We start from the raw sequence: 14,765 nt of genomic DNA on the forward strand, positions 1-14,765 counted from the left end.
AATCCGGCAGATTGTTATGAATGTTCCACTTATAATCTTGCTTATCAGAAGTATGATCGTCACTGTACTTGCCACCATATTTCAACAAAAGCACTTAAAAGCATCATTCTGAAAACCATACAAGAGACTTGCCATTATGTTTCTTTGAATGAGCAGGAGTTTGTCTATTCTCTGCAAGAAGAATCGGCGATGAAAGATATTGCTGTTTCTGAAACTGTAAAAAACCGCATTGAAAGAAATCAGAAGCGAGTTCACGAACTGGATATGCTTATCAGGAAAATCTATGAAGATAATGTGATTGGAAGATTGCCGGACAGACTTTTTCAGAGTATGCTTACTGATTATGAAAATGAGCAGAACGAGCTGAACAAGATTATTGAGACTGACACCGCTGATATGCAACGGATTATAGGCGGTCAAAATAATGTGGAGCGTTTTCTGAAGCTGGTCAAAAAGTATGAGAACATTACAGAACTTACTCCTGCCATGATAAATGAATTTATCGACAAAATACTGGTTCACGAGCCACAAGGCAAAGGTGCAGACCGCACCACAGAGGTGGAGATATATCTTAACTATGTCGGGCAATTTCAAGTACCTGTGGAGCAGCATGAACCAACAGAGGAAGAAAGGATTGCTGCTGAAAAAGAGGCGGAACGACTTCGCAGAAAACGAGAATCCAATCGTAAGTATATGAAAAAGATTCGTGAGAAATCAAAAGAATTTGCGGAGCATGAGCGTATAGCAGAAGAAAAAAGCTCTGATAGCAATGTGTGTGTTGAACAGAACGCCACAAGCAAATCAAATCGGCAAAAAGTGAAAGGAGAAAAAATAGCATGACAGAATTGAAACCACGAATCCATGATGAATGTAACGGTCTGGACTATGTTCTTGTGGGCGATTACTATGTGCCGGACTTGAAGCTACCGGAGGAACATCGCCCTATCGGTATGTGGGGCAGACTGCACAGGACATATTTGGAGCAGTACCGCCCTGCAAGGTTATCTGCCCTCTGTTTATCCGGCGAACTGCATACTTACCTTGCTGACCTGAACGAACAGGCAGCAGAAAGGTGCAGCCTTATCATTGAGCAGATGAAACAAGCCGAGGGTGTGACCGAAACCATGAAAGCAGACAATCAGATGTTGTGGGTACAGTCCATGAACTCTATCCGTAACCGAGCCGAAGAAATCATCAGACAGGAAATGATTTACTGCTGATTTTATCAAGTCCAAAACCAACAAATTTATATCGTCAACGAAACGACAGGTATTTCCTTATGAAGTGTCTGTCGCTTTTCATTTATCAAACTTTAAGGAGGAAAACACAATGAAGATGAACCGGAATGAAATGGAAGCCCTTTATGCCTTTGGCTGTCCGAACCTGAAAGCAACTGTCAAGCGTTTGCGTATGGTAGCTGCCCTTGCACCCGATCCAGTGGCGAAGAAGCTGTTTTATATGCTTTCCGTCAAGCTGAGTGCTGAGGGTGTTGAAAGGTGGTATTGCTGCTTTTACTGCAAGCTGCGTGTGTTGAAAAACCATAGGGAGGGCTGCTATGGAGAGACTGACGAAGATTGAGAAAGAAACAATCGTTCTCTTTAATGAGGGCGAGGACAAGGCAAATATCTACACCCACAACGCCGGATTGAAAAAGAGGTTGGCTGCTTTTGCTAAGAAGTACCCTGACCTTTGCAGACTGGAAAAATCCAATGTTCAAGGCGGTGTTTCTTATGAGCTGGCAAAGTCCCGTCTGTCTATCCGCTTCCTGCCGCCCTACAGTGAGGAACGCAGACAGAAAGCCAGCGAATATGCGAAAAAGTATGGGCTGAACAGTCAGCAGGGATAGTGTGATAATCAGGGCTGATATGCGGTTAAAATGTCAGGTGCAGACCTGATGTTTTGACCGTTGCCTATCGCCTGTGAGGAAAGTATCGGGGACTATGAAATTTGCAGAAATGTGCGTTACGGGTAGCAAGATAAAAAGCTGTGAAAATTTAATGCCACTTCGGAATTATTAACACTTATTTGTAGATTTAAGGTATGGAGATATGTTAGAATAGCAATAAATAATGACGAAAGGGTAATTTTTATATGATGAAACTTAGTGAAAAAACCAAAAATTTCATACTATATGGTGTTGAAAATAAAATAGAGAGGAAAGAGATTTATAAATTTGATGGAGCAATACTTTTTCTCTGTTTTTTAGCAATGTTTATAGCAGATTCAACTCCGTCGCCCTCTTTTTACAGAATTTTTTTAATACTATTCTATGTTGTTTTCGTAATTGCTACATTTTCAAAATCAGATGTGACTGGCGAAAAAACTTTTTGGATTCATGGCATTCAAGGTTTAGGAATGGGCATTTTGTTCGGTTGGTTTGGAACTATTCTCATATTTTCAACATTAGAAAAGGAAGATTATAGTTCTTATATGGCTATTTTATTGATTGTATATATAATAAGTGCGATAGCATATACATGTTTAGTTATGTTTCTCATAAAAAAGGATATATATAATTCAGATTCTAATAAAAAAGTTATGGGAGGTTGGAGTTTCGTTTGTTTTGGAATGCTCGGAATATCCGTCGCTAAAATAATGAGTTCTAAAATACCATATATATCCATGATTAGGATAGCAGGTTTGGGATTTTATGTTCTTTCGTTACTATGTTTAATGAGTATATTTTTTTTCGTGAAGTACTTTTTGATAAAAAAATATAAGCTAAAACCGAATGAATAAATAATCTTTATATTCCACATAAATGATAATCAGCTGCATAGTTGGTCGTTTTTGTTTATCCATTTACAGACTATTTGTAATCTGCCACAACTGAATATGACCATTAAGGTCAGATGAAGAAACCGATGTATTGAGCGTAAAGCGATCATGCGTCGGTTTTTCTTATTTCATGAGCTGACAGAATTCCGACTGTATATCACCCGTGAGGAAAGTATCGAGGACTATGGGTTTTGAGGAAATGTGCGTTACAAGGCTTGAACAGGAACTCTGCACACAAATTTTTCTTCCATTCGTTAAGTTGATGAAGTATAATGAAATATGAAAAATTGAGGTTTTTAATGCTCGATTTCAAACAATCATTTTTATATATCTGGAACTATGGAGGGCAAAATGAATGATTTTTTACGAATGTGTTTTAATATAATTACACAAATAGGTCCCTATTTAGTTGTACTTCTTCTTTTGAAATATCTTGTAAATCTTCAACAAAAGAGAGCTAAAGAACGAGAGGAAGAACAGAAAAAGGGAATAATTAGGACGCATTATATAATAAAAACCGAAAAAGTACTTACTATGTTTTTTGTATTGGCGGTGTTTCTTTTTGGGGGAGCTACGGTAGCCAGTGCTATTCAACAAGATGATTTATTGCCACCAATTGGTTTTAGTATTTTCTTTATTGTTTCTTTAATCGGCTCATTGAACATGATTATGTGGAAATTGGAAGTGAACGGAGATGAAATCACATGGCGTTCAACTTTTGGAAGAAAGAGAACTTTTCGCTTTGAAGATATTACATATTGCGAGATGAAGGGAAATTCTATTCGTGTATATGTCAATGGCAAAAAATTATTCACTATTGACAGCGGTGTTGATGATAGTGAATTTATGGAGGATATAGAGAGAAGAAGAATCCCTGTAAAATCTTACTGGGCAAATCAGCATAAGAAAAATCGTAAATGACATAGATTTTATAACAGTACGATGTTAAACAACTGAATATGACCTTCAAGGTCAGATGAAGAAACCGATGTATTGAGCGTAAAGCGATCATGCGTCGGTTTTTCTTACATGAGCTGACAGAATTCCGACTGTATATCACCCGTGAGGAAAGTATCGGTGACTATGGATTTTGCATAAATGCGCGTTACGGGTAAGTAAAAAACTACTTGATAGAGTGTGAATTGAATTGTTCATGTCGGTATGATATAATTTACTGAAATGAAGCAAGAAGGTGGACTTTTGTATGAAAAAATTTTTGAAAATATTGCTAATCATTATAGGAATAGTTTTTTTAATTTTTGCAGCGCTGATATGTATTGGACTGTTTGTTGATTATGATGACCATATTGAAAATGGTCGTTATACTTATGTTCCGGAAGAAGAAAACAAAGGAAATGAGTATATTGAGTTTAAGTTGACAGATAATGGCAAAGACGATTCTAAACTTACATATTATAACTCTATCGAAGAAGCTATTTTGAATTCCCCCTTAAAAGCAGAACATGAAAATTTATCAGCTCCAGAAGATTTTCTTAATCATGTTGATGAAATATTGCATATATGGAATGGCAAACAGTATGATACGGTTTTCTATCGGGCAGGAAGTGATAACGATCCCGTTCAAGGTTTTGTGATTGTACGCTGCAAAAAAAAGATAGAAAATGAAAGTACACAATATGCGTTTGTAAATGCTACACCAGCTACCACTACACCAGATACCACTTATGGGGGAGACTTCAAAAAATTTATCCATTTATCTTTAACAATAAGTGATATTCAACAAGACTTAAATCCAAATTATCCGGATACCAGATTCGTTTTTGGCTATGCACATGATAAAGAAATTTACTCATTAGAAGTAGAAGGTCAAAAGCCAGATGGGATTATAGAATATGAAGAATATGGTAGAACGATGTATATGTGGTATTATAACGATTTGAAAAGCAATAAAAGAGGCGATTGTCTGAGCTACTCAGTAGATGTGCCAGAGTAATTTTTCAAATTGGCTAATCTGCCACAACTGAATATGACCGTCAAGGTCAGATGAAGAAACCGATGTATTGAGCGTAAAGCGATCATGCGTCGGTTTTTCTTTTTGCAAAATAGTCCGGTGGACTGTTTTGTAAAACCGAAGGAACTGACAGAGCTTGGGACGGGGCGAAGTCAGTTTGTTCGGGCGGGAGTACGGAGGGTGCAACCCTTTGTGCATGGGTACAGGGAATGCAATATCCCTGTGCAGGTCAAGGGCGGCAGCCTTGCCCAGTTAAGTGGCGTTTCGCCACTTAATACTGGGTATTACTTGACGCAGAAAGCCGCAAGGAATCAGCTTCGCTGCCCTTCTCCCCTGTCGGGGAAATCAAAAAGAAAAGGAGGAACTCATGTGAAATTAACAAGACACAATGGACGAGCCGGAAAGAATGGCGTTTATAACCCGAAGCACAATGACCGCAGTTTTGACATTGCCAACAGCGAACACATTGACGAAGAACGAGCCAAACAAAATCTCTATTGGGACTGTTACAATGGCTTCCGCAATTTCAAAAATCCCGAAAAGGAAAATGAGCTGTCTGCCACTTTTGAAGATGTGGAACAGCTTTTTTATCGTCAGCGGTATCGTGATTTTGTGACCGGACAGAACGAAAGAAATGTGAAGAACCGACACCCTGAAAGAAATAAGGAAACCGGAGATTTACTCAAAAGCAAAAAGACCTGTCCAGAGGAAACGGTCTATCAGATTGGAACGCTTGATAATCATGTTCCACCGGAATTGCTCATTGAGATCGTCACAGAATTTATGGAAATCGTAAATGAGCGTTTCGGTTCTCATGTCCATATCCTGAATTGGGCTCTGCACTTGGATGAAAGTACCCCTCATATTCACGAGCGTCATGTGTTCGACTGTGAAAATCAATATGGGGAGATTGCCCCACAACAGGAAAAGGCTTTGGAAGCACTGGGGTTTGAACTGCCGGAACCGGAGAAGCCTGTCGGAAGAAAAAATAACCGCAAGATGACTTTCGATTCAGCTTGCCGAGTGCTGCTGTTTGATGTGGCGAAAAAGCATGGCTTACAACTGGAAGAAGAACCGGAATATGGTGGTCGTGCATATCTGGAAAAACAGGACTATATTCTTTTCAAGCAAAAGGAGCAACTGGCAGCACAGGAGCAAAAGCTGGAAGAACTCACGATGAAGATTGAGGATGTGGAAGCTCTGGTGGACGAGGTTGCCGATATTGCCTATGACAAGGCGGTTGAGGTCGTTGCTGATACTGTGAAACTGGAAACGCACAAGGAGGATATTAAGCTGGTGGAGCAGTCTAAGGCATGGGTTCTCTCCCCTGAGCGTAAGGCTTCAAAGAAAGAAATCGAGTATGCAACGAAACGATTGGATGGCGTGATTGCCAGAATCACAAACGCTATGAAATCAACCATTCAGAAAATTCAAACCACGCTGATGAAACCGGAGGTCAAAAAAGCCGGAACGGAGCAAATCAAGAAGAAAGCCAAAAGTTCCATTATAGAGCAGTTGAGCCGAAAAAAGAAAGAAATGGCAGAGCGTGAAGTCAGCCGGACACTTCCGGCGAAAAGCAAAAAACAGGATATGGAACTCTAAAGCACTTGCTGTTTTCACTTTGAAAATGACAGGTGCTTTTGCTTTAGGAAGCAAGAAAATATCTTCCATTCTTTAGGTTGATGAAGTATAATGATAGTAAGAAATTTTTTGTAATGACCTTAATCCAATAAGTGATTTTGCAATTATCAAGTAAAGGATGTAATTATATGAAGAAAGTACTGTTGCTTTTCAGTGTGATTATTATACTCGGTTTAACAGGCTGCTCTAACAAATATTTCAATGACTGGTTTAGCTCTGAACAAAATGAAACGGATAAGATGTGTCAACAAATTATCGAGGCATGTAAGCAACAGGATTCAGAGAAACTCAAATCTCTATTTTCCGAAGAAAGCAAAAAGAACATTGAGAATTTAGACACTGAAATCTCTGCTTTTTTCGATTATATTGAGGGCAGTATCCAAAGTTTTGAGGGCGATTGTGCATCATCAAGTGAAAGCAACTATGGTAAAAGGAAAACGGAATTGGATGGTATGTATCTCATATTGACAGAGAAGGAACGGTATTGTATGAATTTTTATATGTATAGTGAGGATGATGAAAATGCCCAAAATGTGGGGATATATAAAATTGAAATTGCATTAGAGAGCGAAGTGGCTGAGGATAATTTTATATGGGATAATCCCCCAAACGGTATTTTTGTTGGAGGACAAAATTGATTTTTGTTATGAGAGAACATTAAAGTATAAATTTCGGATGGTATAAGAAAAACTGACTACAATTAAATCTTCACAGCTTTACTAAGCAAGAGATCCGAATGATATGCTCCCTTCATGATGACAGTTTGTTTTTTCACTGTCTCTCATAAAGGGAGCATATCAGAAAAGGTCTCCTGCTTTTTTTCCCAAAAACTGAATATGGAACTCTAAGGCACTTGCTGTTTTCGTTTTGAAAATGACAGGTGCTTTTGCTTTAGGGAGCAAGAAAATATCTTCCATTCTTTAGGTTGATGAAGTATAATGTAAGCAACAAACTTGAAGTTTAAGGGAATGATATTATGGATTTTGCTATATTTAGATTGTTTATAAGAGTTTCATTATTTGTTATAGCTTTAATTGCTTGCATTATCTATCTAATTAAAAAAAGAAAACTTATCTATTCGATATTTTTTGATAAAGAAGCGATAAAAAAAGAATATACTGGAAAAAATGATATAATATTTCTTCGATTGGCTAATACCATTCTTGTTATAGTAGCTATTCTTTTAATCTTATATTTGAAAGATTTTGTTTTAGATATGCCTTACATCATAAACAAACAGTATAGTTATGCAGAAGGATATGTAACTGAACAATCTCATGGTGGTGCAGATATATCTTCTGAAAGAAGAAGTATTTTTCTATATGATAAAGTTAAAGATGATGAAATCGAAATCACAGTATTTTCAAGGTATGTTGATAAAAATACTTATTTAAAGGTACAATATCTTCCGCATACGAAATATGGTGCTATTGTAGAAAATAAATAATTCATTCTAAAAAGAAAAATCCCAGTTTGTATAACTGGCAACCCAACCACAATTAAATCTTCACAGCTTTGCTAAGCAGGAAATCTGAAAAGGTCTCCTGCTTTTTTGCACCTAAAATTAAATATGGAACTTTAAGGCACTTGCTATTTTCGTTTTGAAAATGACAGGTGCTTTTTTCGTTTCAGGAAAGGAGTCACATGAATGTATTTGAAATTGTAAAAGAAAATGTTACTGCCCGACAAGCCGCAGAAGCCTATGGCTTGAAAGTGGGTCGCACTGGTATGGCGTGCTGTCCGTTTCACTCGGATAAGTCCCCCAGTATGAAGCTGGATGAACGCTATTACTGTTTTGGCTGCGGAGCAACCGGAGACGCTGTTGATCTCACAGCGAAGCTATTCGGTATCGGGCTGAGGGAAGCTGCTGTCAAACTTGCTGAAGATTTTGGTCTTAACTATGACAGCCGACAAAAGCCCAGTGTCCGCCCTCGTATTCGTGAGCCGACACCGGAGCAGAAATATCAAAAAGAAGAAAATCATTGCTACAAGGTGCTGACGGATTATTTTCATCTTCTTAGAGAATGGGAAAAGAAATACGCTCCTAAACAGCCGGATGAGGAATGGAATCCCCTGTTTGCAGAAGCACTGTATAAGAAGAACTATATCGAATATCTACTTGATATTCTTCTGTATGGTTCATTGGAGGAACGAAAAGCACTTGTGGCAGAACAGAGAAAGGAGGTGTTGAAACTTGAACAACGAATTGCAGAACTGTCAGCAGACAGAACCATGCACAGTAGAAGAAATCCGAAACAGCTTAGAGCAGAGCGAGAAAGGTAAGGTTTATAATACTGCCGCAAATTATAAGCGTGTTCTGCAATATGACCCACTTTTGAAAGGAGCTATCCGAAAAAATCTTCTGACCGAAAGAATCGACATTGTGAAGCCCCTCGGTTGGTATCGTGACAGCCCGACATTGACGGATGTGGATGTGAAATATCTGCTCCTATATTTTGAAGAAAACTATGGATTGACCGTAGAAAAGAAAATCATAGACGCAGTTGCGGTTATTGCCAACGAAAACCGTTACCACCCTGTCTGCGATTTTCTCAATGCCCTACACTGGGACGGAACGGAACGCATACGCTTCTGTCTGCACCGCTTTCTCGGTTCTGATACAGATGATTACACCTATGAAGCATTGAAGTTGTTTCTGTTGGGTGCTATCTCACGAGCCTTTAAGCCGGGGTGCAAATTTGAGGTAATGCTCTGTCTTGTAGGCGGTCAGGGAGCCGGAAAGTCCTCTTTCTTCCGTTTGCTTGCGGTCAATGATGATTGGTTCTCTGATGACTTGAAGAAGCTGGATGATGAAAATGTGTACCGCAAAATGCAGGGGCATTGGATTATTGAAATGTCGGAAATGATTGCAACCGCCAACGCTAAGAGCATTGAAGAAATCAAGTCCTTTCTGAGCCGCCAAAAGGAAACCTATAAGATACCCTATGAAACACATCCGGCAGACAGAAAACGACAATGTGTGTTTGGAGGTTCTTCCAATACCCTTGACTTTCTTCCCCTCGACCGAACAGGCAACCGCCGCTTCGTTCCGGTTATGGTCTATCCTGAAAGGGCTGAGGTTCATATTTTGGCAGATGAACAGGCTTCAAGAGAGTATATCAATCAGATGTGGGCAGAAGCTATGGAGATTTACAGAAGCGGAAATTTCCGTCTGAGATTCAGTCCGGCTATGAACGCTTATCTGAAAGCCCACCAAAAGGACTTTATGCCGGAGGACACAAAGGCAGGACAGATTTTAGACTATTTGGAACGCTATTCCGGCAGCATGGTCTGTTCCAAACAGCTTTATAAGGAAGCACTGGGGCATGATTATGACGAACCGAAACAATGGGAACTGCGAGAGATCAACGACATTATGAATAACGCTGTCACAGGCTGGAGGGCGTTCAGCAATCCTAGGTATTTTCCAGAGCCTTACCGCAGACAAAAAGGCTGGGAGCGTATCAGGAACGACAACGAGCCTGACAACAGCATGGATGGTTTTCAAGAAATCCCGACAGAGGAAATGGAACAGTTAGGGCTTCCGGAAGAATGGTTGAAGCAAAAATAAAAGCTCGTTGTCGCTTCGGTTGTCGAGCCGGTTGTCGGTCTGGTTGTCGGGCAAAAATCCCGAAAGCCTTGATATTGCGGCACTTTTCCCTCTCTGACAACCATGACAACCAATATTATAAAGAAAAAGGAAATAGTAAAAAGATAGTATCGCCCGATAAAGAAAAAAGGTTTTCTGATGTCCGTTGTCGGAACTTCGTTGTCAGACCTTTCCTTGTCGGGCTTTTTTCATTCAAGGAGGAATATCGTATGACAAATATTGTGAACAGTACACTACCCACCCCAAATAACCATTCGGAGAAAAACAAACCGGATGGAGTTTTTGTGATTAAGCAAGGCAAAACAAATTATAAAGTCAAAGTGTTTTTTGACCATAGTAGCGGTTTGACTGCTGAGGACAGATTGAAACGCATTATTCAGGCAGAAGCAGAGAGAGAATCTGCGTAAGTAATATAAAAAATATCCACGCACCCCCTTGACAAAAGCTTTCAGAGGATACTCTGCTTTCTGCTATGGAAACTGCCGGTGCGGACGAAATGCCTGATGAGGTGGAGCGCAAAGGTTTGGGAACGCCTGCGACCCGTGCCGGTATCATTGAGAAGCTGGTTCGCATCGGTTTTCTGGAGCGTAAGGGTGATAAGAAAACCAAACACCTGATTCCGACCCACAAGGGTACGGCTCTGGTAACAGTCATGCCGGAACAGATTCAGTCCCCATCCATGACGGCGGATTGGGAAGAAAAATTGTTGCTCATTGAGAAAGGCGAATATGCCAGCGAGGACTTTATGGACGAGATCAAAGATGTGATTGCCGGTCTGATTCAGAACTATGAAGTAATCCGTGATTCCGAGGTTATGATGTCGAAAGAAGCCAATTCTATCGGCAAATGCCCGCTCTGCGGCAGTGCTGTAGAGGACAAAGCCAAGGCATTTTTCTGTTCCAACAGAGCTTGCAAATTTGCCCTCTGGAAAAACAATCGCTACTTTGCGAGCATCGGCAAGAGCATGACTTCTGCCACGGCGCAGAAATTGCTTGGTTCCGGCAAGGTAAAGCTCAAGAATTGCAAGTCCGAAAGAACGGGCAACACCTTTGATGCCACCGTCTTTATGGAGGTATCAGATGATGGCAAAACGAAGTTCAGTATGGAATTTGAAAATGGAGGAAAGCGCAAATGACAAATGAGTACAACCCGGATGGTAAGGAAATCCGATTTATCGACAGCCATTATAAGGATTTGTTTCATATCCCCGATGGCAGCTGTGTGCAGATTCACTACCCGGATGAAATGGTTGTGAAGCCCTGCACCTTCATTGACGAGTATCATACGCAGATCGGATACAATGTGTTTCATATCTGCCAGTTTGCAGAAATTATGGAGCGCAACGGCGCAAGCTATATGCCGGAGCCTGAGATTATGGGCGATGAAGCCGCATGGAAGGTCGGAAAGGATAGAATCCTTGCGGTGCAGACCTGCGAAGATGGTTACGACTACACCCTGTTGGATGAAAACTACAACGAGATTGATGGCGGTCAGGTTGATAACCCTGAACTGTCCATGCTCGAAGTCCGCCGGGATATTCTGGAATCCTTCGGGCTGGAGCGCCGGGAACTGCGGGCAATGTTCTATGAGGATGTCATGGAGCAGGCTTTTGAAGTCGGCAGACAGGCGGTGGTGGTCAATGACCCTATCGCTGAGCTTGCTTTTAAGCTCGACCGTTTTGCAGAGAACTTCGACCCCTATGAATATATGGATCAGGTCGATGATGTGCAGGCGCATATCCAAGAAATCAAGGCAGATCTTGCCGCTGGTAATACGGCTCCGTATCGTGAGTTCCTGAATACAGCCATTGAAGAAGCCCGTGAGGAAACTGCGGTTGAGGTTGCCAAAGTGCTGAAAAGTCAGCTGGATAAGCTCGACTCTCCGAAGCGTGAGTCGGTCATGGAAAAACTGGCACAGGCCGCAGAAAAAGCTGCGCCTGCCAGTCCCTCTCCCAAACGCAAAGAGCCTGAACGATAAGGAGGACACGGATATGAAAAACGAAAAATGGGATGATGTTCACGGAAATACCACCCCGGATGACAGAATGGTTGCTTTTCTGGAAAGCCCCACGGATTCCTATGCGATTCTTCAGCTGCGGGAAGATGTAGACGATAATATCCCGCTCATGTTTGCAAATTACAGCTACCTTCAGAAGAAAGAAATGGAGCCTGAGATTGACCGTTACGAGGTGGTCTATCATGGCTCCATTTCTATGTCCGAGGATGTGAATCGGCAGCTGGAAGATTTGTATGTAAAGTTCAATATTGACCACCCGGATGATTTCCGTGGTCACAGTATGTCGGTCAGCGACATCGTAGCCTTAAAGGTAGTCGGTGAGGTATCCTTTCACTATGTAGATTCTGTTGGGTTTCAGAAGCTGGAAAACTTTATGAAGTCCGAAAACTACCTGAAAAACGCAGAGATGGCAATGGAAGATGATTATGGGATGATTGACGGTATCATCAATAACGGAAAAGCGTCCGGATTAGAGGAACGTCCTTCGGTGTTGGAGCAGTTAAAGGAAAAGCCCGTGCCGGATGTTTCCCATAAGCCGCCCAAGAGCCACCCGGAAAGGGAGATTGAATGATGGATTTCACACAGGATGAGCGGAACATGATGATGCTTTACAGCCCTGGCACAAGGTCAGGGCTGTGTGAAGCACTGACACTGATGAAGGAACAGCTTTCGGAGGACGAGTCAGAGCTTTTTGCTTTGGCAGACTCGGTTCTCCGTAAAGTTTCAGCCATGGACGATGCCGCCTTTGAGAAGCTGAACCTTTATCCGGATTGATAGGATTGGAGGGATACAATGAACGCAAAAGAGCGATTTTATTCCGGATTAGCAAAAGAAACGATTGGGAAAATCACCTCGAACACAGATAACTGGACTTCGTTTTTGAGAACGATGTCCCGCAACTATGAGTTCACCTATCCGGAACAGGTGATGATTTATGCTCAGCGCCCCAATGCGACCTTTTGCAAGCCCTATGAGGACTGGAACGCTGAAAATTACCGCAGATATGTAAAGCGTGGCTCTACCGGCATTGCTCTGTTTGTGATGAACAGGGATAAACCGTATCTGCGCTATGTGTTTGATGTGGCGGATACCGGCGTTCGCCGTTCTTCCCCGGAACTGAAACCGTGGGAGGTGACGCCTGAAAACCGCTCCTATGTCATGGAAGCGATGGAGCGTACCTTCGGTGTTGCCGCTGACGGGGTACTGGAAGCACAGCTTGAAGATATTGCATCCGCACTGGCGGCTGAGTATTGGGACGATTACAAAAAGCAGTTCCTCGACATCGTTGCCAACAGCTTCCTTGAGGAGTATGATGAACTCAACATCGAAGTAGCTTTCAAAAATGCGGTGGCAAACAGCGTATCCTATACGATGTATTGCCGGTTCGTGGAAAGTCCCGACAACTACTTCGAGCATGAGGATTTCCAGAAGGTGTTTGATTTTAACACCAGACAGACGGTAAATGCCCTTGGTACTGCGGTGAATGCCATCAGCACAAGGATGTTTCAGGAAATCGAAAAAGCGATTGGAGAACATGAGCAGATTAAAGCTACCGAAAGGAGTACAGATTATGAGCGAGATGACTTACAGACAGGCCGGAGATTATCAGATTCCGAACCTTCAGTTGGAGAACGAGGGAGAGAAACCTCTGGGCAAGTACGGCAGGATGCGTCGAGCATTTTTGGAACAGAACAATCCGATGCTCCTGAACGACATGATTCTGACGGAGAGCCTGTTCCCGCACCTGTGGGAGATCGAGGAAACAGCGAAAGCCAGAGTGGAGTTTCTGATGGAGCAGTACCTGAAGGACAGCCCCGCACCGGACAAGGAAACGCAGCAGATGGCGTGGGTGCAGCACATGAACAGCCTGAAAGCACAGGCGGAGGAAGTCGTGATGACGGAGCTTATCAACAGCTGAGTCTGAACCTTTTCCTCTCCGAAAATGAACAAATCAGTTTTATCGACCGAGCAGAGAGCTTTACGCCCTCTGCTTTTTCTTTTGCCCAGGAAGAAATCGACCACTTCCTTCTGCTTGGTAGCAATACCGATGAAGCCCGAAAAGTCGTAGCGCTGGAATATATGAAGCAGAAGCCGTTGGAAGAAATCGTTCAGACCTTAAAGCAGGTCTATCACGGCGGCTATGGTCTGAAAGAAGATAGCGGGAATATCTGTGCGTGGTATGCCGAGGACGGTATCCACCTTGCCAAAGGTTCCTCTGCCATTGACAGCCCCAGAGCGCAGATCGTTTCTTGGGAAACGGTTGCCGAGCGCATTGGAGAACTGCTTGAAAATGGTCGGTTCGCAACTAATGTGGAACTGGTAGAAGCATCCGGATATGAGCGTCAGAAGTTGGCAGAATCCCTGTGGCATCTTTATCACGATTTGAGTGAAGAAGCCCGTTCCAGCAACTATCTGGCAATTCTTCATCAGGAACCGTTTCGTGGTTTCCCTGACGAAACCGCAGACTTGGCTGAAAAGTTGGATGACCCTCGTTTCCACGCAACCTTGGTACAGCAGTATTCGGAATTTAGAAAAACCCTTGCGGAAAATCCCGATCTGCTTCGTTTTCACTATCACAAGCTGAATCTCATTCAGAAACAGCTGTATGAGTTGAATATGCCTTTGCGTGAGTATCAGACCGATATGATGCAGATGCCCCTTGTCCGCCAGTTCATTACGGATGATGAAGTCAATGCAGACTTGACCCGTGGAAGCGGCTTTTCCGGTGGTAAAGCCCGTATTTATAAC

The 14,765-nt window shown here is 42.1% G+C and carries 18 protein-coding genes and 1 pseudogene; 18 read left to right on the forward strand and 1 reads right to left on the reverse strand.

Annotated elements, in window-relative coordinates; all coding sequences use genetic code 11:
* The 17 genes and pseudogenes from DW739_RS04670 to DW739_RS04755 all read left to right on the forward strand — a co-directional run.
* Positions 1 to 840 (forward strand): DUF4368 domain-containing protein (locus DW739_RS04670; protein ID WP_118742855.1); only part of this gene is annotated, 840 nt, incomplete at its 5' end.
* Entirely contained in the window at positions 837 to 1,220 is a 384-nt protein-coding gene (locus DW739_RS04675; RefSeq protein WP_003864567.1) for a TnpV protein, read from the forward strand. The genes DW739_RS04670 and DW739_RS04675, both read left to right, overlap by 4 nt.
* Before the next feature lie 109 nt (positions 1,221 to 1,329).
* Entirely contained in the window at positions 1,330 to 1,578 is a 249-nt protein-coding gene (locus DW739_RS04680; RefSeq protein ID WP_117460718.1) for a ferredoxin, read from the forward strand.
* Positions 1,556 to 1,846, forward strand: coding sequence for a molecular chaperone (locus tag DW739_RS04685; RefSeq protein ID WP_117460719.1), 291 nt, complete (start codon positions 1,556 to 1,558; stop codon positions 1,844 to 1,846). The genes DW739_RS04680 and DW739_RS04685 overlap by 23 nt, the downstream gene beginning before the upstream one ends.
* Positions 1,847 to 2,091: 245 nt before the next feature.
* Complete coding sequence (locus DW739_RS04690; RefSeq protein ID WP_117460720.1) at positions 2,092 to 2,739, forward strand: hypothetical protein; 648 nt, start codon at positions 2,092 to 2,094, stop codon at positions 2,737 to 2,739.
* A gap of 390 nt (positions 2,740 to 3,129) precedes the next feature.
* The gene (locus tag DW739_RS04695) at positions 3,130 to 3,699 is read left to right on the forward strand and encodes a DUF6560 family protein (protein WP_235837120.1); all 570 of its coding nucleotides are present in this window, start codon (positions 3,130 to 3,132) and stop codon (positions 3,697 to 3,699) included.
* 283 nt (positions 3,700 to 3,982) lie between these two features.
* Positions 3,983 to 4,732, forward strand: coding sequence for a hypothetical protein (locus DW739_RS04700; protein WP_019161659.1), 750 nt, complete (start codon positions 3,983 to 3,985; stop codon positions 4,730 to 4,732).
* An 84-nt stretch (positions 4,733 to 4,816) separates the two neighbouring features.
* Positions 4,817 to 6,352 carry a serine/arginine repetitive matrix protein 2 gene (locus DW739_RS04705; protein WP_182427940.1) on the forward strand — a complete coding sequence of 512 codons (1,536 nt, stop codon included), beginning with the start codon at positions 4,817 to 4,819 and terminating at the stop codon, positions 6,350 to 6,352.
* Between the two features lie 167 nt (positions 6,353 to 6,519).
* Positions 6,520 to 7,029, forward strand: a complete 510-nt coding sequence (locus DW739_RS04710; protein WP_024720781.1) for a DUF5104 domain-containing protein — start codon at positions 6,520 to 6,522, stop codon at positions 7,027 to 7,029.
* A 338-nt stretch (positions 7,030 to 7,367) separates the two neighbouring features.
* Positions 7,368 to 7,838: a hypothetical protein gene (locus tag DW739_RS04715; protein WP_022616344.1), complete on the forward strand. Its 471-nt coding sequence runs from the start codon at positions 7,368 to 7,370 to the stop codon at positions 7,836 to 7,838.
* Positions 7,839 to 8,035: 197 nt separating this feature from the next.
* On the forward strand, positions 8,036 to 8,674 hold the full coding sequence (locus DW739_RS04720) for a CHC2 zinc finger domain-containing protein (RefSeq protein WP_118742723.1): 639 nt from the start codon (positions 8,036 to 8,038) through the stop codon (positions 8,672 to 8,674).
* Positions 8,586 to 9,962, forward strand: a complete 1,377-nt coding sequence (locus DW739_RS04725; protein ID WP_117553180.1) for a virulence-associated E family protein — start codon at positions 8,586 to 8,588, stop codon at positions 9,960 to 9,962. The genes DW739_RS04720 and DW739_RS04725 overlap by 89 nt, the downstream gene beginning before the upstream one ends.
* 248 nt (positions 9,963 to 10,210) lie before the next feature.
* Complete coding sequence (locus tag DW739_RS04735) at positions 10,211 to 10,408, forward strand: hypothetical protein (protein WP_005335835.1); 198 nt, start codon at positions 10,211 to 10,213, stop codon at positions 10,406 to 10,408.
* Positions 10,409 to 10,455: 47 nt separating this feature from the next.
* Positions 10,456 to 11,136 (forward strand): annotated as a pseudogene (locus DW739_RS04740) (DNA topoisomerase); the annotation flags it as partial.
* Entirely contained in the window at positions 11,133 to 11,978 is an 846-nt protein-coding gene (locus DW739_RS04745) for an LPD16 domain-containing protein (protein WP_002304387.1), read from the forward strand. The pseudogene DW739_RS04740 and the gene DW739_RS04745, both read left to right, overlap by 4 nt.
* A 13-nt stretch (positions 11,979 to 11,991) precedes the next feature.
* Positions 11,992 to 12,588: a YodL domain-containing protein gene (locus DW739_RS04750; protein ID WP_002304389.1), complete on the forward strand. Its 597-nt coding sequence runs from the start codon at positions 11,992 to 11,994 to the stop codon at positions 12,586 to 12,588.
* Complete coding sequence (locus tag DW739_RS04755) at positions 12,585 to 12,791, forward strand: transposon-transfer assisting family protein (protein WP_002578948.1); 207 nt, start codon at positions 12,585 to 12,587, stop codon at positions 12,789 to 12,791. Before DW739_RS04750 ends, DW739_RS04755 begins: the two co-directional genes overlap by 4 nt.
* Before the next feature lie 48 nt (positions 12,792 to 12,839).
* On the opposite strand, the gene DW739_RS15050 is transcribed toward DW739_RS04755, so the two are convergent.
* Positions 12,840 to 13,433 carry a hypothetical protein gene (locus tag DW739_RS15050; protein ID WP_021386789.1) on the reverse strand — a complete coding sequence of 198 codons (594 nt, stop codon included), beginning with the start codon at positions 13,431 to 13,433 and terminating at the stop codon, positions 12,840 to 12,842.
* A gap of 163 nt (positions 13,434 to 13,596) precedes the next feature.
* Between DW739_RS15050 and DW739_RS15055 the strand changes: the two genes are divergently transcribed.
* Positions 13,597 to 13,935, forward strand: a complete 339-nt coding sequence (locus DW739_RS15055) for a TnpV protein (RefSeq protein WP_118199520.1) — start codon at positions 13,597 to 13,599, stop codon at positions 13,933 to 13,935.
* Positions 13,936 to 14,765: the final 830 nt, after the last annotated feature.

It is taken from the genome of Clostridium sp. AM28-20LB, from assembly GCF_003480665.1.
Taxonomy (GTDB): Bacteria; Bacillota; Clostridia; order Lachnospirales; family Lachnospiraceae; genus Otoolea; species Otoolea fessa.

Coding starts and splice junctions, on each gene's coding strand:
- DW739_RS15050 (WP_021386789.1), bottom strand. CDS start 13,433: ATGCTCGAAGTAGTTGTCGGGACTTTCCACGAACCGGCAATACATCGT.
- DW739_RS04720 (WP_118742723.1), top strand. CDS start 8,036: ATGAATGTATTTGAAATTGTAAAAGAAAATGTTACTGCCCGACAAGCC.
- DW739_RS04710 (WP_024720781.1), top strand. CDS start 6,520: ATGAAGAAAGTACTGTTGCTTTTCAGTGTGATTATTATACTCGGTTTA.
- DW739_RS04755 (WP_002578948.1), top strand. CDS start 12,585: ATGATGGATTTCACACAGGATGAGCGGAACATGATGATGCTTTACAGC.
- DW739_RS04750 (WP_002304389.1), top strand. CDS start 11,992: ATGAAAAACGAAAAATGGGATGATGTTCACGGAAATACCACCCCGGAT.
- DW739_RS15055 (WP_118199520.1), top strand. CDS start 13,597: ATGACTTACAGACAGGCCGGAGATTATCAGATTCCGAACCTTCAGTTG.
- DW739_RS04700 (WP_019161659.1), top strand. CDS start 3,983: ATGAAAAAATTTTTGAAAATATTGCTAATCATTATAGGAATAGTTTTT.
- DW739_RS04695 (WP_235837120.1), top strand. CDS start 3,130: ATGAATGATTTTTTACGAATGTGTTTTAATATAATTACACAAATAGGT.
- DW739_RS04705 (WP_182427940.1), top strand. CDS start 4,817: ATGCGTCGGTTTTTCTTTTTGCAAAATAGTCCGGTGGACTGTTTTGTA.
- DW739_RS04675 (WP_003864567.1), top strand. CDS start 837: ATGACAGAATTGAAACCACGAATCCATGATGAATGTAACGGTCTGGAC.
- DW739_RS04680 (WP_117460718.1), top strand. CDS start 1,330: ATGAAGATGAACCGGAATGAAATGGAAGCCCTTTATGCCTTTGGCTGT.
- DW739_RS04715 (WP_022616344.1), top strand. CDS start 7,368: ATGGATTTTGCTATATTTAGATTGTTTATAAGAGTTTCATTATTTGTT.
- DW739_RS04690 (WP_117460720.1), top strand. CDS start 2,092: ATGATGAAACTTAGTGAAAAAACCAAAAATTTCATACTATATGGTGTT.
- DW739_RS04745 (WP_002304387.1), top strand. CDS start 11,133: ATGACAAATGAGTACAACCCGGATGGTAAGGAAATCCGATTTATCGAC.
- DW739_RS04735 (WP_005335835.1), top strand. CDS start 10,211: ATGACAAATATTGTGAACAGTACACTACCCACCCCAAATAACCATTCG.
- DW739_RS04685 (WP_117460719.1), top strand. CDS start 1,556: ATGGAGAGACTGACGAAGATTGAGAAAGAAACAATCGTTCTCTTTAAT.